Raw genomic sequence first — 22,629 nt, 5'->3', positions numbered from 1 at the left:
CGCCACCGCCTGTGACCCGGCCCGGCGACGGACGGGAGGTGGGCCCCACCCGCCGGTTCCGGCGCACCGCGCCAGCGGGGTGACGGCCGAGACGGGAGGGACGGTGCCAGCCGGCACCGCGCCTCCCGTCCGTCAGGTGGTCACGCTCGGCGACGTCGGCGCGTCACCAGCAGGACGCCACCGGCCGCCATCGCGAGGAGCGCGATCAGCGCACCGATGCCGAGTCCGGCCGCACCCGTGAAGGCGAGCTCGCTCGCCGACTCCGGTGCTTCGCGCACCGGGGCCGGGTCGCTGGCGCGCATCGGGTCCGTCGGGCTGGCGGATCCCGCGACCGGCACCACCTGCGTCGTCGGCGACTCGACCGTGGCGACGTTCGTGATGCGGTTCGGTGCGTCCGTCGCGACCTTCGCCGTGACCTGGAACGCGACCTTCCCGTCGACGGCGAGCGGACCCGTCAGGGTGCAGGTGACGGTCTGCCCGGTGGTGCAGCTCGCGGCCTTCGCGTCGTTCACGCTCACCAGGGTGAGGCCGGCCGGCAGACGGTCCGTGACGACCACGGGGCCCGGGTCCTCGGTGGGGCCGTCGTTGCGCACCGTGATGGTGTACCCGACGGTCTCCCCGCGGACCAGCTGCCCAGTGTGCGTCTTCGTGACCGCCAGGCTCGACGCGGGGTCGACGGCCAGCTCGTCCGAGTCGTCGTTGTCGGCGAGCGTCGTCTCGGTCGTGCTCGTCGCCACGGTCGCGCTCGGCTGCACGCCCGGGTAGGCGGCGGCCGTCGGCGTCTGGTGCACCGTGATCGCCGGTGCGAGCGAGCCCGCCGGCAGCGTGCCCGCGAGGGCGAACGACACCGTGGTCGAGCCGTCGGCGTTCTTCGTGACGGACGTGACGGTCCACGCGGGGTCAGCCTCGGCCCCGACGTACGTCAGGCCCTTCGGCAGCGTGTAGGTCGCGGTGACCGCCGCGGCGTCGGAGAGGCCGACGTTCCGGACCCGGATCGTCTCCGGCAGGTCCTTGCCGATCACCGCGGTGCCGTCGTGCCCGATCGTGATGGCCACGTTCGCCACCTCGTCGACGTCGAGGGGGCTCGTCACCGGCTCGTCGTTCGTGCCGACCGGCGGGTTGGTGCCCTGGCCGGTGATCACCGCGCGGTTCTCGATCGTGCTGGCGGTGTGGCCGGACGCGAGCTTCGTGGTGATCCACAGGCCGGGGGCGTCCGTCCCGGCGACGATCGTCGTCGGGAGCGAGCACGTCACCAGGGTCGGGTCGGTCGTGCCGTCGCAGGTCCACACCGCTCCGTCGCTCGAGGCGCCGGTGAACGTCAGCCCCTCGGGCAGTTGGTCGGTGACGACCGTGGTGGGCTGCTCGTCCGACGGACCCTCGTTGCTGACCTGGAGCAACCAGGTCTGCTCGGCGCCGGCGGTGACGCGCTTCGCGGCCGTCGTCGCCCCGGGCTTCTCGACCGGGGTCTTGGTCAGGCGGAGCGCAGCGTGCGTCGTCACCGTGACGTCGTCACCGGCGGTGTCGTTCGTCGGGTCCGTGTCGGGCGTCGCACTCGACACGACCGCGGTGTTTCGGAGCGTGCCGGCCGGAGTGCCGGACGCGATCGAGGCGGTCACGTGGAACACCGTGGTCGCACCGTTCGCGACCACGTCGGTCGACCGGGTGCTCGGATCCGCGCCCTGCTCCCAGGCCGTGTCGTCCGTCGTGACCTTCGTGACCGTCATCCCCGCGGGCGGGGTGTCGGTCCACGTGACGTCCTGCGCGTCCGAGGGGCCGTCGTTCGTCACGGTGACGTCGTAGGTGACGGTCGTGCCGGCGTCGGCGCTCGGGGCGCTCGTGCGCTGCTTCAAGATCGACAGGTCGGCGTGCGTGGTGACGTCGACGGTCGCCTCGTCGTGCGCGGTCGGGCCGGTGGCCGTGACGGGCGCCGCGGTCGCGGTGTTGACGATCGACGATCCGCGGAAGGACGCCGGCACGTGCACGGTCAGGACGATCGTGTTCGGGTCGGTCGCGCCCGCCGCGATCCCGTCGGCGCTCGACAGGGTGAGCACGCCGTCCTCGTTCGACTCGAGCGTCCAGTGCTGCTGGGTCGCCGCGGTCAGCCCGCGGAACTCCACGCCGGCCGGGAGGGTGTCCTGGACGCGGACGCTCGGCGAGGTGCCGTCACCGGCGGGCAGGTCGGACGGGCCGGTCGGGTTCGCGACCGCGATCGTGTAGGTGACGTCCTTCCCGGCGTCGACCGTCTCGACGTCCGCGGTCTTCGTCACCGACAGGCCGGCGGTCTGGGTGGCGTCGCTGCGGCCCTGCGCCTCGGCGGGCGCTGCGTTGTCGGCGGTCACCACGGCCGTGTTCAGCAGGGTGCCGGACATCGACGACGGGGTCGTCACCGTGATGGTGAACGTCGTGCTCTTCCCGGCGGCCAGGGTGCCGTCAAGCACACAGGTCACGTCGTTCCCGTCGGCGGCGGGTGCGGTGCAGGTCCAGGCGCCGTCCGTCTGGGTGATCGTGTCGGTCGCCTTGTCGACCGGCCCGTCGGCGCTGAGCCGCGTGCCGGACTCGAGCGTGTCCGAGACCCGGACCGTGCGTGCGTCGGCCGTGCCGGTGTTGGCGACCCGGATGGTCCAGTCCGCGGACTCGCCCGCGACCAGGGCCGCGCGGTCGGTCGCGTCCGGCGCGGTCTGCGCCGTCGAGCCGAACGCCTTGGCGATCGTCAGCGAGGTCGTGTCGTCCACGCCGGTGGTCGCCTCCGCGTCGTCGTTCGACGAGGTCGGGTCCGTCGTGCGCGTCGGGTCGACCGCGACGGCCGCGGTGTTCACGATCGACTGCGAGGCGGTGACGTCCGGGTGCACGGTCGCGGTGACGGTGATCGCGCCGGCGGTGGTGCCGTTCGCGAGGCCGTCGCGCGTGCAGGTCACGGTGTCGTCGTCCGTGGCGCAGGTCCACGCGGGGTCGTCCGAGGTCGCACCCACGAGGGTCACCGTGTCGGGCAGCGTGTCCGTGACGGTCACCGTGCCCCGTGCGTCCGAGACGCTCTGGGTCGTCGGGTCGGTGCGGTTCTCGACGGAGAGGTTCCACGAGATCGTCCGGCCGGCCTGCACCTTCCCGGAGGGACCGGTCTTCGTGATCGCGAGGTCGGCGATCGCGACCGGGGTCACGCTCGCGGTGTCGCTGTCGTTCCCGCTCTCCGGGTCGAAGGTCTGGCCCGTGCCCTGGTGGATCGTGGCGGTGTTGCGGACGGCGGTGAGCGGCGCGTTGGCCGGCAGCGTCAGCGCGACGTCGAGCTCGGGGAACGAGTCGCCCGCCGCGACGGTCGCACCGTTGACGCAGGACCACGTGCCGTCGTCCGGCGTGCAGGTCCAGCCGCTGCCGGTGAAGGCCAGCGTCGAACCGCTGGCCAGGCCCGTCGGGGCGTCCACGACGGTCGTGCCGTGCGCGGCGTCGGGGCCCGTGTTGGTCACCCGGATGGTCCAGGCCTTCGCGGTGGTGGCACCGGCGACGACCTTCGACGTCGTGGCGGTCTTCGTCAGGGCGAGGTCGGCCGCCGCGATCCGTGCGGTCGCGGTGGCGTCGTCACCGCCGTTCGGGTACGAGACGAAGGAGCCCTTCGCCGAACCGGTGCCGCCCGATGCGCTCGTCACCGTCGCCGTCACGTGGTTCGTGTGGGCGATCGAGGTGCCGGCGCCGGGGTCCGTCGTCGCACCGGTGCCGGGGACGGCGCGGTAGTGCAGCACGAGGGACCGGTCGGCACCGAGCGCGCCGAGGTCCGCCCACGTGAGGGTCGTCCCGCCGCTGCGCGTCGGGTCGGCCACGGCGGACGCGGCACCGCCGTCACGTGCGACCGTCGCGCTGCCGGACACGTACGACCAGTTCGCCGGCAGGACGTCCTGCACGCGCACCGACGCGGCAGCGCTCCCGGTGTTCGAGAACGTCACGCTGAAGTCCGAGGCGACGCCCACGTAGGACAACCCGCCGATCGTGTCGTTCGACTTCGTCACGGCCACGCGGGGGAACGACGGCGTGACGCTCGCGGTCGCCCGCGCCGCGGCGTAGTCCGCTCCGCCCGAGGCGAGCGAGTGGTAGACGCCGGTCGACGCCGTGTTCACCAGCGGGCTGCCGGAGAGGGTGGCGTCCTCGGCGAGCTTCGCCGTGTAGGTGTGGGTGACCGTCGCGCCGGCTCCGATGACCGCAGTCGGCCACGTGATCCGCCCGCCGCCGCAGTCCGCGTCGGCGGCGATCTCCGCGCCGTCGGCGGTGAGCGACGCGCGGTCGACCGTGATGCCGTCCGGCACGCAGTCGGTGACCGGGGTGCCGTATGCCGGCGAGCCCGAGTTCGTCACGGTCACCCGGTAGGTGATCGTCTGGCCCGGCTCGACGTTCATCGTCGTGGACGTCTGCGAGCCCACCGTCGCGGTCTTCGCGATCGCGAGCGACGGCGCGACGACACTGCCGTTCGCAGCGTTCGACGTGACCGACGCGTCGGTCGGCGCCGCGCCCTTGCTCGTGCGGTTCCACGCGAGGGTGGCGGTGTTCGCGAGCCCCGTGCCCGCGACCTGGTCGGTGCCGACCGTGACCGGGATCGACGTCGTGATCGTCACCGGGTGGTCGATGCCGGTCGGGATGTCCGACAGCCGGACCACGACGGAGGCACCGTCGACCGAGGGGGTCGCGGTCACGGCGTCGTCGGAGCTCGTCGCGGTGGGCGTGCCGGTCGCGGCGGTGCCGGCAGGCAGGACGTCCGTGATCCGGGCGTCGTAGAGCGCGACGTTCGCCGGGATGGTGGTCGTGATCGTGTAGGTCGCGCCGTCACCGGGGCGGACCTGCAGCGCAGCGGTGCCCGACGGATCCGTGCTGGCCGTGCCGGTCGACGCCCCCGTCCCGGGGTTCCACGTCGGTGCCGTCAGCCGCTTGGTGACGGAGGGACCGGTGACGGTGACGTCGTCCGTGTCGCTCGCGAGCTGCACGTACGAGCTGTTCGCCGTCGCGTAGTCGGTCGTCAGGCTCGACGCCAGCACGCGCGCGGTGTTCCGGTAGGTCTGGCCGGCGGGAGCGTCCTGCTTGACCGTCGCGACGACCGTGATGGTGGCGGAGGCCCCGGCGGCGAGGACGCCGTCGCTCGTCGCGTTCCACACGTGCAGCGTGGTGCCGGTCGGGCAGCTGCCGAACGCTGCGCGCTGCGCGGAGGTCGGGGTGGTCTCGGCCGCCGAGCTCGACGTGAGCGTCAACGCGTCCGGGAAGCAGTCGCCGACGAGGGTGGACCGTGCGTCCGCGCTCGTGGCCGTGTTCGTCGTCCTCAGGGTCCACGTGACGGTGTCGCCACCGGCGACCGTGCGGCCACCGAGGTCGTCGGACTTGTCGATCGCGACGGTCGGGGCCTGCACGGTCACCGTCTTCGACGCGGTCGCGGTGTACGCGGTGACGCCGGAGGGCTTCGAGGTGAAGGTGGCCGTGTTCTTCGGTGCCGCGGTCGTGAAGCCCGTGCCGTCCGACGCCGGGTACGTCCCGACGCCCGCGGTCGCGCGGAGCCCGGTGACGACGACCTCGAACTTCACCGGCGCACCGGTCGTGTTGTCGAACGTGGCCGGGAAGAGGACGGCGCCCGCACCGTTGGCGTTGCCGGTCCCGGTGAGCGTGAACGTCTGCCCGCCGTACGTCCCGGTGACGTCGGTGCCCTGTGCACTCGCCGGCACCGTGATGGTCGTCGCGTCCGGGAAGGTGAGGGTCCACGAGGTGGCAGCCGTCCGGCCGACGCCCGTCGGCAGCGGGTCGGTCAGGGTCGCGTTCGCGGCGCTCGTGCGGTCAGCGATCGTCGCCGAGTACTTGTACCCGAGCGTCTGACCGGGGGCGGCCGCGTCACCGGACAGGTTCGTCAGCGTCGAGTCGGCGACCGCTGCCCCGGACTTCGCGACCGTGACACCGGGGATCGCGACCGAGCGGTTCGCGTCGGCCTGCGGTGCGGTGCCCTGACCGGCCGCGGGGGTGGAGGACGCGGTGGCGTTGGTCCCGCGCTTCGGGATCCACGTGGTCGTGGCACCGGAGTCCGTCGCGGTCGTGAAGGAGACGACGGAGGAGTAGTTGGGGAACGTGGTCCCGACGTAGCCCGGCGACGGGGTCTGGACGTCGTACGTCAGGCTCTTCGTCGTGCTCGCGGCGATCGACGGGATCGTCCAGGTGAGGTACTGCACACCCGTGAACTTGGTCGCCGCCCCAGTGGGCGCCCCACCGCAGGCGCCTTGGTCGGAGAGGTTCGTGACCATCGCACAGGTCACCTTCGACGGCAGGGCGTCCCAGACGGTGACGCTCCCGATGGCCGACGTCGTCCCCGTGGCCGGGGTGTTGCCGACGTTCAGCCGGTAGCTGAGCACCTGGCCCTCGGTGGTGGTGGTGGGGTTGGACACCGTGGTGCCGTCCGCCTTGACGATGTCCTTCGCGAGCGTCGCGGTCGGGGTGCCGGCGACCGTGTAGCCGACCGAGGACCGCAGGCTCGTCACGGAGCCCTTCGTGTTCTGCTGCGCGAACTTCATGAGGTTGTCGACGAGGTCGACCTTCGTGCTGCTCGACCCCTGCGTGCTGACGGTCGCCGCGACGTAGAGGACGAGGCGCACCGCCTGGCCGTCACCGTCGACGTAGGTGCCACTCGCGCCGGACATCGTGTGACCGACCGCGAACGACGCCGTGGTCGCGCTCGACGACTTCAGCGTGACGTCCGATGCGGGGACGGAGCTCTCCGACCCGTAGGTCCAGTCGGTGCCCTCCGTCCACGTCGCACCGGCCGCGGTGGTACCGACCGGGAGCATGTCGGTGATCGTCGCGTTGCGGCTCTGGACACCGGCCGGGAAGTCCACCTGCAGTCGGAAGCAGACGACGTCGCCGAGCTGGAACGGGGCGGTGGGGGTCGTCGTCTGGTACCCGGTGCGCGTCGTCGCGGTGCAGTCGGCGGACTTCCGCACGCCGTCGCTCGAAGCGCGCGGCAGCACGGACTTCGCGATGCTCGGGGAGTTCGACACGATCGTCGCCGCGGAGTCGTCGACGACCGCCGTCGAGCCGGTGTCACCGTGGACACCGGTCGAGGTCCCCGCGATCCGGACCTTGTTCGTGAAGTCGTCGCCGGCGGCGGTCGGGCCGCCCGAGCCGGTGACCGAGTACTTGTCCCGCATGAGCGCCTTGTACGAGACCGTGACCGAACCATCGGTGGGCAGGTCCGCGACGTGGAAGGTCATCGTGAACGTACCCGCCGCGGCGTCGTAGGCGACCTGGTCGACCGTCCCGTTCGTCATCGGCTGGTTCAGCGCGCTGACGGTGTTCGGGTCGCAGTCCGCGGGGATGGTCCCGGTGGTCTTCGTCCCCGCGGGGAACGCCGGGCAGAGTCCGTCCGGGATCGTGTCGGTCAGCGTGATGCCGGCGGACGACTCGTACTCGCTCGTGCGGATCAGGAGCGAGTACGTGGCCTGCTGGCCCGCGGCGAAGACGTTCCCGTCGACGGGCGTGGTCACGGACTTCGCCACCGCGAGGTCCATCGCCTCGACGGTCATCGACGCCGTCGAGCTCTGCGCCGACGTCGCCGTTCCGTCGACCTTGCCGGTGTAGGTGCCGGCAGCGGTGACCGTGTTCGTCTGGCCGCGGCCGTTCGACGTCGTGTCCGCGGTGTTCTGCCTGGTCGACGCGCCGGTGTTGTTGTCGAGGTTCGCCGTGCTGGCCAGCGCCGCCGTGGTCGGAGCGGCGGGCGTCTGGCTGCCGGTGGCGAAGGTCATGGTGTTCTCGCGCAGCGGCACGGCGGCGAGGTACTGGATCGTCACGGGCGCGTTCGTCAGCTGGCCGAGGTTCCAGACCACCTTCGTGAAGACGGCCGTCCCCTTGCCCGGGACGTTGTTCACGGTCGTGACGCTCTGGGGCGTGAGGCAGTTCGCCGGCGTCAGGGTCCCGGACGCCTTCGCCGCGGTCGCTGCCGTGAGGTCGGGCGCTCCCGCGTACTCCGGCCCGGAGGTCGTGTTGTCGACCGCTCCGCACTGCAGGAACTCGAGGCCCGCCGGCAGGTAGTCCGTGACGGTCACGCCGTTGCTCGGTGCGGTCGAGGTGTTCTGCACCGTCAGCGTGTAGACCGTCGGGTGGTCGTGGACGCCGCGGACCAGCTCGTTCTCCAGGCTGGCCTCGGCCTTCGTGACCTTGATCGCGGCGATCGCGGTCGTGGTCGACTTCGCCGTGGCGGCGTTCGTCGCGTTGGTCGCCGGGGCACCGGTCGTCGGGTCGAACGTCGGCACGTTCCGCGCGTTCCCACTGCCGGCGACCTGGACCGTCCCGGCGAACGACGAACCCACCGGGTAGGTCGTCGTCGAGGGCTGGACCAGGAAGGTGATCGACTTCTCGTCACCCGCGACGAGGTCGGACACGTTCGAGAAGACCAGGAGCAGCCCGCCTGCCGTCGGGGTGCTCGTGGTCGGGTCCGGCAGCGCGACGCCCGATGCCTTCGCCGAACCGGCGACGTAGGTCACCCCGGCCGGCAGCAGGTAGGAGTACCCGAGGTTGTAGAGCGGTGTCCCGCCCGACGCCGGCGTGCTGTTCGTCGCGGTGAGCGTGACGTTCACGGGGTCCCCGCTCAGCGCCGTGGCGGGCGCCTTCGCGGTGACCGTCACGACCGAGTCCGCCGCCGCGGGCTGCGCGACCGCCAGGACCGCGAGGAGTCCGGCGAGGAGCGCCGTCACGACGAGCATCGCCAGGGCGCGCGGACGGGCGGGGAACAGGGCAGGACGCATCGGGTGTGCTCTCGGGTCGTCGTCGGGCGACGCCGAGCACAGCGCAGCGATGCGGCACCGTCCGGGCAGGGATCCCTGGGCGCGCGTGCGTGGGTGTTCGGGTCACCACGAGAGGCCGGATCGGCCTCGCGACTCCACGGTATCGAGTCGCGGGAAACCGCAACAACACCCCGAGTGGGGTACATCGCGTCCCACCTTGTGGGGACAACTACGCCGACTTCCGGAAGGCCGACGGCACGTCTACGCTGCCGCCATGGCGTCGTACACCGTACGTCCTCTCGACGCGTCCACGTGGGACGCCTTCGACGAGCTCTGCCGCACGAGCGACGGCTTCCCGAGCGGCTGCTTCTGCATCGGCTTCCACGACGAGGGGCCGACACGGGACGCCGCGTGCAACCGGGAGCGCAAGCACGCCCGCGTCCTCGCCGGCACCACCCACGCCGCGCTCGTCCTCGACGGGGAGCGGTGCGTCGGCTGGTGCCAGTTCGGGCCGGTCTCCGAGGTCGTCCGCATCAAGAACCGTCGCGTGTACGACCGGACGCAGGTCGGTCCGGATCCCGCCTGGCGCATCGGCTGCACCTACGTCCGCGCCGGGTACCGCCGACAGGGGGTCGCCACCGAGGCGCTCGGCGGTGCGCTCGCCCTCATCGCCGCCGCCGGCGGGGGGACCGTCGAGGGCTACCCGGAACCCGCCGGGACGGTGCCGGCCGCCTTCCTCTTCCACGGCGCGCTCTCGACGTTCGAGCAGTTCGGGTTCGCGCGCCAGCGCGCGATCGGCAAGCACCGCTGGGTCGTCACCACGACGGTCGAACCGGCCTGACGATCGGGCCGGGCCCGTGACGGCACTGGAGGCGCTGCGCACGTCGTGCGCAGCGCCTCCAGTCCGTCCTCGGCGTCGGACCTACTCGCCGTTGTTGCCGATCTTGTCGTCCAGGCCCTGCGCGGTCTTGTCGATCTGTTCGTCGAACTTGCCGCCCGTGACCTTCTTGAAGCCGTCGGCCAGGCCGTGGATGATCTTGTCGGAGACGTCCTCCGCCTTGTCGGTCTGCAGCGCCTCCTCGATCTTGTCCTTGTTCTCGTCCACGAACGCCTTCGCGCGGTCGGTGACCTCCTCCGCCTTGGCGGAGACGTTCTTCTGGATGTCGTCGAAGCCGGCCATGCTGCCTCCCTGCCGGCCGGAGGTGACCCGGCCGCTCGATGGCCGGTCGATCCGGCCGCTTGGCCCACATCGTGCTCCGATCCCCGCGATCTGTCCGCCGAACGCGAGCGAACTCCCGGGAAACGGAAAGCGGGGCCGGACCCGAAGGTCCGACCCCGCTGACGCGTGGTAACCGGAGTTACTTGACGATCTCCTCGACCGTACCGGCGCCGACCGTACGACCACCCTCACGGATGGCGAAACGGAGACCCGGCTCCATGGCGATCGGCTGGATCAGCTCGACGGCCATCGACACGGTGTCGCCGGGCATGACCATCTCGGTGCCCTCGGGCAGCGTGATGACGCCGGTGACGTCCGTGGTGCGGAAGTAGAACTGCGGACGGTAGTTCGCGTAGAACGGGTTGTGACGCCCGCCCTCTTCCTTGGTCAGGATGTAGGCGTTCGCCTTGAACTCGGTGTGCGGCGTGACCGAACCCGGCTTCACGACGACCTGGCCGCGCTCCACGTCCTCGCGCTTGAGGCCACGGATGAGCAGACCGGTGTTGTCACCAGCCTCGGCCTTGTCGAGCAGCTTGCGGAACATCTCGATGCCCGTGACCGTGGTCTTCTGCGTCGGGCGGATGCCGACGATCTCGACCTCGGAGTTGAGGTCGAGCGTGCCACGCTCGACACGACCGGTGACGACCGTGCCACGACCGGTGATCGTGAAGACGTCCTCGATCGGCATCAGGAACGGCTGGTCGGTGGCGCGCACCGGGTCCGGCACGTGCTCGTCGACCTGGGCCATGAGGTCCTGGACGGACTTGACCCACTTCTCGTCGCCCTCGAGCGCCTTGAGCGCCGAGACCTGCACGACGGGGGCGTCCTCGTCGAACTCCTGCGAGCCGAGGAGCTCACGGACCTCGAGCTCGACGAGCTCCAGGATCTCCTCGTCGTCCACCATGTCGGACTTGTTCAGCGCGACGACGATGTAGGGGACGCCGACCTGGCGGGCGAGCAGCACGTGCTCACGCGTCTGGGGCATCGGACCGTCGGTGGCGGCGACCACGAGGATCGCGCCGTCCATCTGCGCCGCACCCGTGATCATGTTCTTCACGTAGTCAGCGTGACCAGGAGCGTCGACGTGCGCGTAGTGGCGCTTCTCGGTCTGGTACTCGACGTGCGAGATGTTGATCGTGATGCCGCGCTCGCGCTCCTCGGGAGCGTTGTCGATCTGAGCGAAGTCACGGGCCTCGTTGAGGTCCGGGTACTGGTCGTGCAGAACCTTGGTGATCGCCGCCGTGAGCGTGGTCTTGCCGTGGTCGACGTGACCGATGGTTCCGATGTTGACGTGCGGCTTGGTCCGCTCGAACTTGGCCTTGGCCACTGTGGGTCCTCCTCAGGACTCGGAGAGCATGCCCCGGTTCGTGAACCGTTGGCGTGCAGTGTGTGTCTTTACTGTACTTGGTGGCGAGGGGCCCGTCGCCGGGCACCCCCGCCTGTGGAGAGACGCTGGAGCGTCACTCCCCCGCGTTCTTCGCGATGATCTCCTCGGCGACCTTGGCCGGGACCTGGCTGTAGGTCTCGAAGGTCATCGAGTAGACCGCACGACCAGAGGTCTTCGACCGCAGGTCGCCGACGTAGCCGAACATCTCGGACAGCGGCACGCTCGCGCGGACCACCTTGACGCCCGAGGCGTCCTCCATCGAAGCGATCTGGCCACGACGGGAGTTCAGGTCACCGATGACGTCGCCCATGTACTCCTCCGGAGTACGGACCTCGACGGCCATGATCGGCTCGAGGATCGCCGGACCGGCCTTGCGGGCCGCTTCCTTGTAGGCGATCGAACCGGCGATCTTGAACGCCATCTCAGACGAGTCGACGTCGTGCGCCGCGCCGTCCTTGAGGATGGCCTTCACGCCGACGGTCGGGTACCCGGCCAGGATGCCGACCTGCATGGCGTCCTGGATACCGGCGTCGACCGACGGGATGTACTCACGCGGGACGCGACCACCGGTGACGGCGTTCTCGAACTCGTAGACCTTCTCGGCCGTGACTTCCATCGGCTCGAGGGCGATCTGCACCTTCGCGAACTGGCCGGAACCACCGGTCTGCTTCTTGTGCGTGTAGTCGTAGCGCTCGACGACCTTGGTCAGGGTCTCGCGGTAGGCCACCTGGGGCTTGCCGACCGACGCCTCGACCTTGAACTCGCGCTTCATGCGGTCGACGAGGATGTCGAGGTGGAGCTCGCCCATGCCCTTGATCGTCGTCTGACCGGTCTCGGCGTTGAGCTCGACGCGGAACGTCGGGTCCTCTTCGGCGAGCTTCTGGATGGCCGTGGAGAGCTTCTCCTGGTCGGCCTTCGTGTTCGGCTCGATGGCGACCTCGATGACCGGCTCCGGGAACGTCATCGACTCGAGGACGACCTGGTTGGTCGGGTCGCACAGGGTGTCACCGGTGGTGGTGTCCTTGAGACCGATGACCGCGTAGATGTGGCCGGCGGTCACGTTGTCGACCGGGTTCTCCTTGTTGGAGTGCATCTGGAAGATCTTCCCGATGCGCTCCTTCTTGCCCTTGGTCGAGTTGATGACCTGGGCACCCGACTCGATCGAGCCCGAGTAGACGCGGACGTAGGTGAGACGACCGAAGAAGGGGTGCACCGCGACCTTGAACGCGAGGGCCGAGAACGGCTCCGACGCGTCGGGCTTGCGGATGATCTCCTTCTCCTCGTCCTTGACGTCGTGGCCGATCATCGGCGGCACGTCGAGCGGGGACGGGAGGTAGTCGATGACGGCGTCGAGCATCGGCTGGACGCCGCGGTTCTTGAAGGCCGAGCCGCACAGGACGGGGTAGACCTCGGACGCGATCGTGAGCTTGCGGATCGCAGCCTTGATCTCGTCCTTGGTGAGCTCCTCGCCGCCGAAGTACTTCTCGAGCAGGGCGTCGTCGGTCTCGGCGACGCGCTCGATCAGCTTGGCGCGGTACTCGTCCGCACGGTCCTTGAGGTCCGCGGGGATCTCCTGGACCTCGTACTGGGCGCCCATGGTGACATCACCCTTGGAGTCGCCCGGCCAGACCTTGGCGTGCATCTCGATGAGGTCGACGATCCCGACGAAGTCGTTCTCGGCGCCGATCGGGAGCTGGAGCACGAGAGGCTCCGCGCCGAGGCGGTTGATGATGGTGTCGACCGTGAAGTAGAAGTCGGCGCCCAGCTTGTCCATCTTGTTGACGAAGCAGATGCGCGGGACGTCGTACTTGTCGGCCTGACGCCAGACGGTCTCGGACTGGGGCTCGACGCCCTCCTTGCCGTCGAAGACGGCGACCGCACCGTCGAGCACGCGGAGCGAACGCTCCACCTCGACCGTGAAGTCCACGTGACCGGGGGTGTCGATGATGTTGATCTGGTTGTTGTCCCAGAAGCAGGTCGTCGCGGCCGACGTGATCGTGATGCCGCGCTCCTGCTCCTGCGCCATCCAGTCCATCGTGGCAGCGCCGTCGTGGACCTCACCGATCTTGTGCGTGATGCCCGTGTAGAACAGGATGCGCTCGGTCGTCGTGGTCTTGCCGGCATCGATGTGCGCCATGATGCCGATGTTGCGGACCTTGTTCAGGTCGGTGAGCACGTCCTGTGCCACAGGGTTCCTCCGGAAGAGTTGTAGGAGAGGTTGGCGTCCGTGCGGGCGCCGGGGTTCATGACCACCGGCGCCCGGACGGTGCCGGGACTACCAGCGGTAGTGGGCGAAGGCCTTGTTCGACTCGGCCATCTTGTGCGTGTCCTCACGGCGCTTGACCGCGGCACCGAGACCGTTCGACGCGTCGAGGATCTCGTTCATGAGACGCTCGGTCATCGTCTTCTCGCGACGGGCCTTGGCGTACGAGGTCAGCCAGCGGAGCGCGAGGGTGTTCGCGCGGTGCGGCTTGACCTCGACCGGGACCTGGTAGGTCGAGCCACCGACGCGGCGGCTACGGACCTCGAGGGTGGGACGGACGTTGTCGAGCGCCTTCTTGAGCGTCGCGACGGCGTCCTGCTGGTTCTTGGCGGAAACGCCTTCGAGGGCACCGTAGACGATGCGCTCGGCGAGGCCCTTCTTGCCGTCGAGCAGGATCTTGTTCACGAGCTGCGAGACGATCGGTGCGCCGTAGACCGGGTCTGCGACGACGGGACGCTTGGGGGCGGGACCCTTACGAGGCATTGGCTCAACCCTTCTTCGCGCCGTAGCGGCTACGTGCCTGCTTACGGTTCTTCACGGCCTGCGTGTCGAGCGCACCGCGGATGATCTTGTAGCGGACACCGGGGAGGTCCTTCACACGACCGCCGCGCACGAGCACCATCGAGTGCTCCTGGAGGTTGTGGCCCTCACCGGGGATGTAGGCCGTGACCTCGGTGCCGTTCGAGAGCTTGACACGAGCGACCTTGCGCAGTGCCGAGTTCGGCTTCTTCGGGGTGGTGGTGTAGACGCGGGTGCACACACCACGCTGCTGGGGGTTCGCCTTCAGGGCGGGCGCCTTGGTCTTGGTGACCTTCGGCGTACGACCCTTGCGAACCAGCTGCTGAATAGTAGGCAACTGTTCTCCTGGTTCTTCGCTCGTGTTCTCCGGCCGGCGCGGTCCGCCGACTTCCTCGTCCCACGCTGATCACCGCCTGACGGCGGATGACGAGTGGGGGACGGAGTGTTCCGGCCGACCGTTGGTCGGACCGGACTTTTCGGGCACGCCCGAAGGCGCACACCCGGAAGAGATTACCCGCGTAACCCGGCGAAATCAATCCGGGCGCGTCGCCCTGGAGGCGCGTGACGAGTGCCCTGGGCGAACAGGCGTCGCGTGGGTGGTCACGCGGGGCGCGGGGCGCTCCGCCCGGCCGGGCGCGGTGGACCGGACACACGGCCGCCGGCCGGGCGCGGTGGACCGGACCCACGGCCGCTGGACGGACGTGGCGGGCCGGCACCGTGCCTCCTGGACGCACCGGGGCGCCGTCGTGCGCGGCGTCAGGAGCCCGTGTCGGACGAGCCGTTGCCCACCGCCGAGCGGAACGTCGCCCCCGCGTCCGTGAACTCCGTGACGTACCCGCTGGCGTTGACGTTCATCGGCCCGGCGGACGCCGTGCCCACCCCGCCCGGGCCGGAGATGTCCGCCGTGAACGTGGCACGCCCGAAGGACGTCGTCGTGACGAGCCAGCCGTTCGACACCCACCCGCCGATCGACACGGTTGGGCGGGTGTCCAGCGTCCACTTCTGGTTCGTGTACGTGTACGCGGCGTCCTGCCCGTAGGCGTAGAAGCTGCACCCGGCCGGTGCCGCCTCGGTCGAGGCGATGCAGCCGTCGACCCACGCGTCCACCGCCGCCTGGGCGGACCGCTTGCCCGCTGCGGTGAGCTCCGTCGTCATCGAGACGGGGCTCGAGGCGGTGCCCCCGAACCCGGTGACCGTCGCCGTCGCGGCCTTGGCGGAGTACCACTCGCCACCGTCCACCGCCACGTCGTACGTGCCGGGGAGGGCCGTGAGCGTCGCCGTGCCGTCCTTCGACGTGACCACGGACTGCCCGGCCACCGACACCTTCGTGCCCGTGGGGCCGCGCAGGCTGACGTCCACCGCACCGAGCCGCGGTGCCTCGAGCTGCCAGACCGGGAACACGCCCCAGTCGGTGCCCGTCTTGTCGAGGGTGAAGGTGGACGAGACGTCGCGCCCCGCCTGCCGCAGGTACGCCGTCACCGTGGCGGTGTCGCCGTCCGTACGCGTGGCGGCGATCCGGTACCCCGTGACGCGGTCCTTCGCCTTCGCGTAGGCGGCCTTGGTGAGGAGCAGGTCGCGTTCGTCGTGCTCGATGCCCGCCACGTCGAGCGCGGCGCCCACCCGACCCGCCGTGAGGTCGTCGAGGAAGGCACGGACCGGACGATCGGCAGCGTGCGTCGAGGTGCCGACCGAGTAGCCGACCACGCCCGTGACCAGGAGCAGCACGACGGCCGCGCCACCCGCGACGATGCTGAGGAGCCGACCGCGACCGAGTCGACGACGGGGCCGGGGCTGCGGTCCGGACGCCCCCGCCGGTGGTGCGTCCCGCGTGCCGCGGATCGAGTCCACGGCCGGGACGGATCCCCATCCGTCGGCCTGGTGCTGGTCGGTCATCGGTCCCCCGTCGTCCTGTGGTGCTGCAGGAAGACTACCGGCGGGCACCGTCATCGCCGGGCTCCGGGCGCACCCCCGACGCGCGCGACTGGTGCCGTGCCGCGGCGATCCCGCCGACGACGCACAGGAGTGCGACGACCACCGAACCGACGACGAACGGCCCGAGTGCGTAGCCGGCCGGGAACACGAGCAGCTCGGTGAGGTCGCTGCGGACCAGGCTGTAGCCGACCGCCCCGACGCCGAGCATCACCAGGTAGCAGGTCGCCGCGGCGACGAGGCCGGTGACGCCGGGGTTGCCCTCGCGGGAGCCGACCGCGGTCGCGAGGAACACCACCACGGCACCGCCGAGCACCATCGCGGGGCCGAGGTACGGGGTGGCGTCGGGCTGGGAGATGACCTCGACGTCGGCGAGGAGGGCCTCGAAGCCGGTCACCGCGATGACGAGCGCGATGAACAGGATCGACGTCATCGTCGCGATCAACCACCGGGACATGCGGTGATCGTATCGCTGGCGGGGCTCAGGCGGGGGTGGCGTCTGCGCGCTGCGGCTCGTTCGCGTGCGTCTGCTGGTCGGCGTGGGTCGGGTCGGCGTGGGTCGCCTGGTCGGCGTGGGCCTGGTCGGCGTGGATCGGGTCGGCGTGGGTCGCCTGGTCGGCGTGCTCCTGCGCTGCGAGCTCCTGCTGGTCGGCGTGCTCCTGCGCTGCGGCGACGAGCGCGAGGGCGATCGTGGCCGTGATGACCGGGATGGACTCGGTCATCGGCGCGGCTGCGGTCGGGGCGTCGGTCGTGCTGTTCGCGTCGGGCGTGCTGGTCGCGTCGGTCGCGTGCGTCGCGTCGGGCGTGGTGGTCGCGTCGCCGTCGGCGTCCGGGCCCTGGAGGCGCGGCGCGGGTGCCGCGGTGAACGTCGCCTCCGCCTCGTGGTCGCGCAGCGCCGGTCCGACGATCGGCAGGACCGCCGTGGTCGCCGGGGGCTCGGCGTGGAGGACCGGCGTCTCGGTCGACGGGGCACCCCGCTTCGCCGCACGACGGGCCTTCGCCATCTTGACGAGCACGACGACCGCGACGATCGCCCAGATGCCGTTCACGATCGTCGACGGGACGGCGTGGTGCGCCGCGACGTTGATCGCCACGGCGAGCCCGCCCACGAGGTTGAACAGCTGGTAAATGGGGCCGTTCGGGAGCTTGCCCATCGAGAAGAGCAAGTAACCAGCAAGGACGGTTACCGCTCCGAACCAACCGAGGAACTCCACGATTCCAGCCAACACGCGCGACTCCGGGCACGACGAGGAACGGCCGTTTCGAGCGACCGTTCGAGAGAGGGACGAGCAGCCGCGAGCGCGGGCTCAGGAGCATCGTAAGCACAGCGGGAGGCCGTGCGGAAGAGGGTGCGGCGTGGCGCGTCGGACCCCAGTTGGTGGGGGTCGGATCAGCCGTTCGTGGAGGGGTCCGCGAGCACGTAGACGTACCCGGAGAGCGACCACGACTGGTCGGCCATCGGGTCGCCGCCCGAGTCGGAACTCGTCGCCGCGACCCCGTTCACGAGGAACAGCCGCTGACCGTTCTGCACGTTCTTCGTGAAGGCGAGTGCCTGGTCGTACGACCCCTTGACGGCCGCCGTCACGGGCACGACCACGAAGTTCGCGCTCGTGATCTGGGCGTCGCTGTGCGGGGCCGGCGCCTCGGGCGTCGCTGCGGCTGTCGGCGCTGCCGACGCGGACGCCGTCGACGACGGGGACGCACTCGCGGACGGGGCCGGTTCCGCCGCGGCCACTGGGGCGTACGCCTTGGGGTCACCGATGGTGATCGACGTGACCGTGACGCCGCTGGCAGCGCCGGCGCCGTTCAACTGGTTCAGCAGCGAGGCGGTGTCGGTCGAGGACGGGACCGAGGCCCGCAGGGCAGCCAGCTCGGCCTTCGTCGCGTCGAGCGACGTGTACGCCTCCTCGAGTCGGTGGAGCTCGGCGCGGTTCCGGGCGTTCGTCGCGTCGATGTCGGCCTGCTGGGCGCTGTTGTCGGACGCCTGTGCGAGTTGCGGCTGTGCGCCGAGGAACCATCCGCCCGCGAGGACGGCCAGCGTCGCGGCCAACGCGATGATGAGGGACAGACGGTTCTTGTTCACTTCGATCCGTCCTTCGTGTACTTGCCGTCGAACGCCTTCGCGCCGAGGTGCGCCTGGATGGTCGCCGAGTACTGCCCCGTGTCCTCCTCGAGCGCGACCGACGTGATCGTCGAGTCGACGTAGCCACGGAGCTGCGAGAGGCGTGCGGTCCAGTCCGGGACCGAGGGGATGCTCGGGCTCTGGATCGTCAGCTGCATCGTCGCTGCTCGTGACCCCTGCAGCGGGACGGTCGACTGCGCGAAGGACTCGGTGGAGTCCGCCGAGTCGATCGTCATCGCGGTGATGGAGACGCCGGCGGGGAGCACCGACTTCAGCTGCGCGAGTGTCGAGCTCCAGTCGATCTCGGTGGAGCCGCCGACGGACTGGGCGGCCTCGAGCAGGGCCGTGTCGTTCTCGGCCGAACGGACCTCCGAGTAGCGCTGCTGCTGCTGCAGGAGCGAGGTGGTCTCGTTCTGCGCGGACAGGTACGACTGCGCCGTGTCGAGCTGGTGCACGTACGCGCCGCCGGAGCCCAGGGCCGCGACCGCGGCGGCGACGATCACGCCGAGCCAGGCGCGCCGCGCGATGGCCCGTTCGCGGCGCTCCGTGTGGACCTCGGGCGGGAGGAGGTCGACGCGCGGCTCACGCCCCGCGATCGAGGTGGACGCCGTCGTGCGCGGGCCGCGCGGAGCGCGACCCCGTCCGGGTCCGGTGGTGTCCTCGGGCGCTGCGGCCCGGACGTCGGTGGCGGTCATGCTGCTCGACTCCCCACTGCCAGCCCGTAGGCGACGGCGATCGCGTCCTCGTGGTCCGTCACGTCCTGCACCGGGATCGACCGCGCGAGGTCGACCCCCGCGAAGGCCGAGCCGCGCTGCACCGGGAGGTGGGTGTGCGCGGCGAGCGCCTCGGGGAGGCCGACGAGGCGAGCGCCACCGCCCACGAGGACGATGCGCTCGACGTGGTCGCCCGGGCGCGTGTTGACGAAGTAGCTGATCGTGTTCCGGAGGCTCGCGATGAGCTCCGTGACGGCGTCGGCGATGACCGACACGGCGCGCGCGTCGTCCGGCGTGCGAGCGCCCGTACCGATGCCGAGGTGCCGCTTCACGACCTCGGCCTGTCCGAACTCGATGTCGAGCGCTGCCGCGAGCGTCTTGGTGACGTCGTTCCCGCCCGTCGGGATGATGCGGACGAACTGGGGGACGCCGTCGCTCACGAGGACGACGGTCGTCGTGTCGGCGCCGAGCTGGACCAGCGCCGTGGTGCCGTGCAGCCCCGGCCGGCCCACGAGGACGCGGGTCAGGGCGAACGGGATGAGGTCGACGCCGACCGGGTTGAGGCCAGCGAGCTGCGCGGCCTTGACGTTCGCGAGCACCGCGTCCTTGATCGCCGCGACGAGCAGGCCGTGCACGACGGGACCGTTGTCGCTCATCGCCTCGGCGGTCGGGTAGAAGTCGAGGATCGCGTCGCCGACGGGAACGGGGAGCATGTCCTGCACCTGGAACGGCAGGCTCTCGCGGATCTGCGCCAACGGTGCGGCCGGGACGGTCAGGTCGCGGGAGAGCACGCGTTGGTTGCCCATGCCGAGCACGACGTCCTTCGAGCGGAACCGGCCGATGGACCACAGGGAACGCAGTGCCGACGCGACCGTGTTGGGCTCGAGCACCTCGCCACGGCTGACGGCGTCCGGCGGGGTCGGGACCTCGGCGAACCGCAGGACGGTCGGGCGTGCGCGGTCGGCGTTCGCGACCTCGACCGCGCGGATCGAGGATCCCGCGATGTCGATGCCCACGATGCTCTTGCCCATGTTGCTGCTTTCGTCGAGGAGTGGTCGGTGGAGAAGGCGTCAGGCGAGTCCGAGGACCCCGAGGTAGGCGGTCCAGAGAGCGTGTCCGAAGACGATGCCGATCCACGCGCCGATCAGCATCGACGGCCCGAACGGCACGCCACCGCGCCATCGCGCACGTCGTGTGGTGACCAGCGCGATCGCGACGGTACCTCCGACCACGAAGGCGCCGAAAGCACCCACTGCGAGGGGTCCCCATCCGAGGTACGCGAGGACGAGCCCGAGGACGACGGCGAGTTTCACGTCGCCGAGCCCCATCCCTCCCGGGACCGCGACGGCCAGCGCGAGGTAGGCGCCGCCGAGGACCACCGCCCCGATCCCGGCCCGGCCGAGGGCCGCGAGGTCTCCGCTCAGCACCGAGACGACGACCAGGAGGACGGCGAGGACCACGGCGGACGGGTAGACGATCGCGTTCGGCAGGGTGTGCGTCTCGAGGTCGATCAGCGCGAGGGCGACGGAGACCGCCATGAGGTACAGCAGAGCCGCGAGGAGGACCGCCTGGGCTGCAGGGACACGGACGGGTCCGATCACCACGGGTCCGGAGACCGCGACGGCCGCGACCGCGACGAACAGCAGTGCGGTCGACAGCTCGACGATCGGGTACCGAGGCGAGATCGGCTCCGCGCAGTCCCGGCACCGTCCGCGCAGGAGCACCCAGGAGAGCACCGGCACGTTGTCCCGACGCCGGATGGCGTGTCCGCACCCGGGGCAGGAGCTCGGTGGCGACACCACCGAGAGGCCGGCGGGGACGCGGTGGACGACGACGTTCAGGAAGGAGCCGACGAGCAGGCCGAGCACGCCGGCGAGGACGACGATGATCGGCAGGACCTCGCCCGCGCCGGTCACCTGCACGCCCCCGTGCTGGTCGTCGCGCACGAGCCGTCTGCCTTGAACGCCGCCTGCACCTCCACCTGCGTGGTCACGCCGTAGGAGGTCGACACGGGTTGGAGGAACTTCGGCGGCGCAGTGGTCAGCAGGCGCTGGTCGTAGACGTAGTTCTTCGAGAACCCCGTGCTGCCCGTGGTCGCGACGGGTCCACGCCAGTTCTGCGCGATGGAGCCGATGACCTTGAGCACACCCAGCTTCGACCCGATGTCGTAGTTCTGGTTCCAGAACGTCCCCGCGTTGCTCGCGATCGCCGCACTGATCGTCAGGGACTCTCCGCCGGAGCGGTTGAGGAGTCGGACGCCGCTCTGGTTGCAGCGTGTGGTGTCGGTGACGTTGCCGACACCCCACTGGTAGACGGTCGGGTAGGAGGTGCAGCGTGCGGGGTTGTAGACCTCGACGGCGTTCTGCCCGACCAGTCCGAGGATGTCGTTCGTCGCGCTGACGTAGGTGATGTCGTCCGTCACCCAGATGGTGCCGGACGACGCGATGGTCATGGCACCGGCGAACGCGCCGCTGACGAACACGTCCCCCGCCGAGCAGCTGTACGTGTCCGACGCCGACCCGGTCTGTGCGTACGAACCCGACGTGCCGCCGTTGATCCACTCGCCGGCGGCCGGGAAGCCCTGCCCGTTGCTGAAGGGCTGGTTCGTCGTGGTCGTCGTGGTCCCGTTCGATCGCACGGTGACCGTCGTCGTGCAGTACGTGTTCGTGTACTTCGAGGGGAACGTGTTCGCCGCCCAGGAGTTGGCGTTGTTCGAGGCGGTCGGCACGTCCTGGACGTACATGAGGTTCGCCGGGAGGGTCGTGATGGTGGCACCGGCAGCGCTCTGCAGGTCCGAAATGGTCCCGCACAGTGCGGCGGACTTCGCGAGGTCGGCCCCCGCCTTGACCTCACCGGTCGACGCGACCACCTGGATCTGCGTCGCCTTGGACCACGGCGACCAGACGGTCATCTTGCCGTTGCCGAGGAACGACACCCGCGTCGGCCCGGTGTAGAGGCAGCCGGGACGAGGGACCGTGGTCGGGGTGTCCGTGCGGGTCTCCTGCGACATGTTCGAGTTCAGCGCGGGGAGCCCGAGGTAGGGCACCGCGGTCGCGGCGCCGCCGTTGAACACGCCGCTGCACGTCCCGCTGGACGGGCGGACGCTCGTGTCGTGCTGCTCGACGGTGCCGTTGAACACCGTCGAGCAGGCCGCGGTGAACACGTCGTTCGTCCGGATGGGACCGTTCAGGACGTCGGTCCCGGCGAACTGCACCGCCTGGCACTTCGTCCCGCTCTGCCACTGGTACATGGTGGTGCAGGAGCTGCCCGAGATCGCCGGGTTCGACGATTCGTAGTTCGTGAAGTAGAGGTAGTTGATGAAGCCGTCGCCCTTGAGGTTGGCGACCAGGGACCGCACGCTGCCGCCCGACTTGCCGGTCACGCGGACCTTCAGGACGCCCTTCGACGAGTAGTTCGAGTTGTCGACCTCGTACCGGTACCACTGGTCCGTCGACCCGACGACCGCTGCCCACTTCGAGAAGGCGTCGTTGCCGTTCTGACCGCTGAAGGTCGACCCGCTGTCCTTGCTGAACTGCGCGTCGGCGTTGCCGTAGAGGGCGTACCCGTTGTCGTTCGAGAGCTTCGACTGGTAGTCGGCGAGCCCCGCGTACGCGGCGGCGATCGCGTTCTGGAAGTTGCGGTCGGTCGCCGACTTCACGGCGCCGGACATCGACACGGCGATCATGGTCGCGACGAGCAGCATCATGACGGTGCCGAAGATGAGCACGTTGGCGAGGATCATGCCCCGCTC

Annotated in this window: 15 protein-coding genes; 1 reads left to right on the top strand and 14 read right to left on the bottom strand. The window is 70.4% G+C overall.

The features are described from left to right. Window positions 1–140: 140 nt before the first annotated feature. Window positions 141–8,747, bottom strand: a complete 8,607-nt coding sequence (locus BJK06_RS09380) for an isopeptide-forming domain-containing fimbrial protein (RefSeq protein WP_070417681.1) — start codon at window positions 8,745–8,747, stop codon at window positions 141–143. A 253-nt stretch (window positions 8,748–9,000) separates the two neighbouring features. On the opposite strand from BJK06_RS09380, the gene BJK06_RS09375 reads away from it, so the two are divergent. Next, entirely contained in the window at window positions 9,001–9,567 is a 567-nt protein-coding gene (locus tag BJK06_RS09375; protein ID WP_070417680.1) for a GNAT family N-acetyltransferase, read from the top strand. An 81-nt stretch (window positions 9,568–9,648) separates the two neighbouring features. On the opposite strand, the gene BJK06_RS09370 is transcribed toward BJK06_RS09375, so the two are convergent. From BJK06_RS09370 to BJK06_RS09310, 13 genes are all read right to left on the bottom strand, one after another. Then, window positions 9,649–9,906, bottom strand: a complete 258-nt coding sequence (locus BJK06_RS09370) for an Rv0909 family putative TA system antitoxin (RefSeq protein WP_070417679.1) — start codon at window positions 9,904–9,906, stop codon at window positions 9,649–9,651. Window positions 9,907–10,084: 178 nt separating this feature from the next. Continuing rightward, window positions 10,085–11,272, bottom strand: coding sequence for an elongation factor Tu (tuf, locus tag BJK06_RS09365; RefSeq protein ID WP_070417678.1), 1,188 nt, complete (start codon window positions 11,270–11,272; stop codon window positions 10,085–10,087). 133 nt (window positions 11,273–11,405) lie between these two features. Continuing rightward, a complete protein-coding gene (gene fusA, locus BJK06_RS09360; RefSeq protein WP_070417677.1) occupies window positions 11,406–13,520 on the bottom strand; it encodes an elongation factor G in 2,115 nt (704 codons plus the stop codon). 87 nt (window positions 13,521–13,607) lie between these two features. After that, the gene (rpsG, locus tag BJK06_RS09355) at window positions 13,608–14,078 is read right to left on the bottom strand and encodes a 30S ribosomal protein S7 (protein WP_022903294.1); all 471 of its coding nucleotides are present in this window, start codon (window positions 14,076–14,078) and stop codon (window positions 13,608–13,610) included. Window positions 14,079–14,082: 4 nt separating this feature from the next. Beyond that, window positions 14,083–14,451, bottom strand: a complete 369-nt coding sequence (gene rpsL / locus BJK06_RS09350; RefSeq protein ID WP_017885540.1) for a 30S ribosomal protein S12 — start codon at window positions 14,449–14,451, stop codon at window positions 14,083–14,085. Window positions 14,452–14,870: 419 nt separating this feature from the next. Continuing rightward, on the bottom strand, window positions 14,871–16,007 hold the full coding sequence (locus tag BJK06_RS09345) for a hypothetical protein (RefSeq protein WP_070417676.1): 1,137 nt from the start codon (window positions 16,005–16,007) through the stop codon (window positions 14,871–14,873). Window positions 16,008–16,041: 34 nt separating this feature from the next. Beyond that, window positions 16,042–16,500: a DUF6121 family protein gene (locus tag BJK06_RS09340; RefSeq protein WP_070417675.1), complete on the bottom strand. Its 459-nt coding sequence runs from the start codon at window positions 16,498–16,500 to the stop codon at window positions 16,042–16,044. 25 nt (window positions 16,501–16,525) lie between these two features. After that, complete coding sequence (locus tag BJK06_RS18840) at window positions 16,526–17,257, bottom strand: hypothetical protein (protein ID WP_181015085.1); 732 nt, start codon at window positions 17,255–17,257, stop codon at window positions 16,526–16,528. Between the two features lie 176 nt (window positions 17,258–17,433). Next, window positions 17,434–18,126 carry a type 4a pilus biogenesis protein PilO gene (gene pilO, locus BJK06_RS18835; RefSeq protein WP_070417673.1) on the bottom strand — a complete coding sequence of 231 codons (693 nt, stop codon included), beginning with the start codon at window positions 18,124–18,126 and terminating at the stop codon, window positions 17,434–17,436. Beyond that, window positions 18,123–18,860: a hypothetical protein gene (locus BJK06_RS18830; RefSeq protein ID WP_083295164.1), complete on the bottom strand. Its 738-nt coding sequence runs from the start codon at window positions 18,858–18,860 to the stop codon at window positions 18,123–18,125. Before BJK06_RS18830 ends, pilO begins: the two co-directional genes overlap by 4 nt. Continuing rightward, window positions 18,857–19,909, bottom strand: a complete 1,053-nt coding sequence (pilM, locus tag BJK06_RS09320) for a type IV pilus assembly protein PilM (RefSeq protein ID WP_070417672.1) — start codon at window positions 19,907–19,909, stop codon at window positions 18,857–18,859. Before pilM ends, BJK06_RS18830 begins: the two co-directional genes overlap by 4 nt. Window positions 19,910–19,948: 39 nt before the next feature. Then, window positions 19,949–20,824 (bottom strand): A24 family peptidase, encoded by an 876-nt coding sequence (locus tag BJK06_RS09315; RefSeq protein ID WP_258027609.1) that lies wholly within the window; start codon window positions 20,822–20,824, stop codon window positions 19,949–19,951. Beyond that, window positions 20,791–22,620: a hypothetical protein gene (locus BJK06_RS09310; protein ID WP_156794822.1), complete on the bottom strand. Its 1,830-nt coding sequence runs from the start codon at window positions 22,618–22,620 to the stop codon at window positions 20,791–20,793. The genes BJK06_RS09315 and BJK06_RS09310 overlap by 34 nt, the downstream gene beginning before the upstream one ends. Window positions 22,621–22,629: the final 9 nt, after the last annotated feature.

This window comes from Curtobacterium sp. BH-2-1-1 (assembly GCF_001806325.1).
Lineage (GTDB): Bacteria > Actinomycetota > Actinomycetes > Actinomycetales > Microbacteriaceae > Curtobacterium.
Note: the sequence above shows the minus strand (reverse complement) of the source record. Positions and strands in the feature narration are given on the sequence as shown.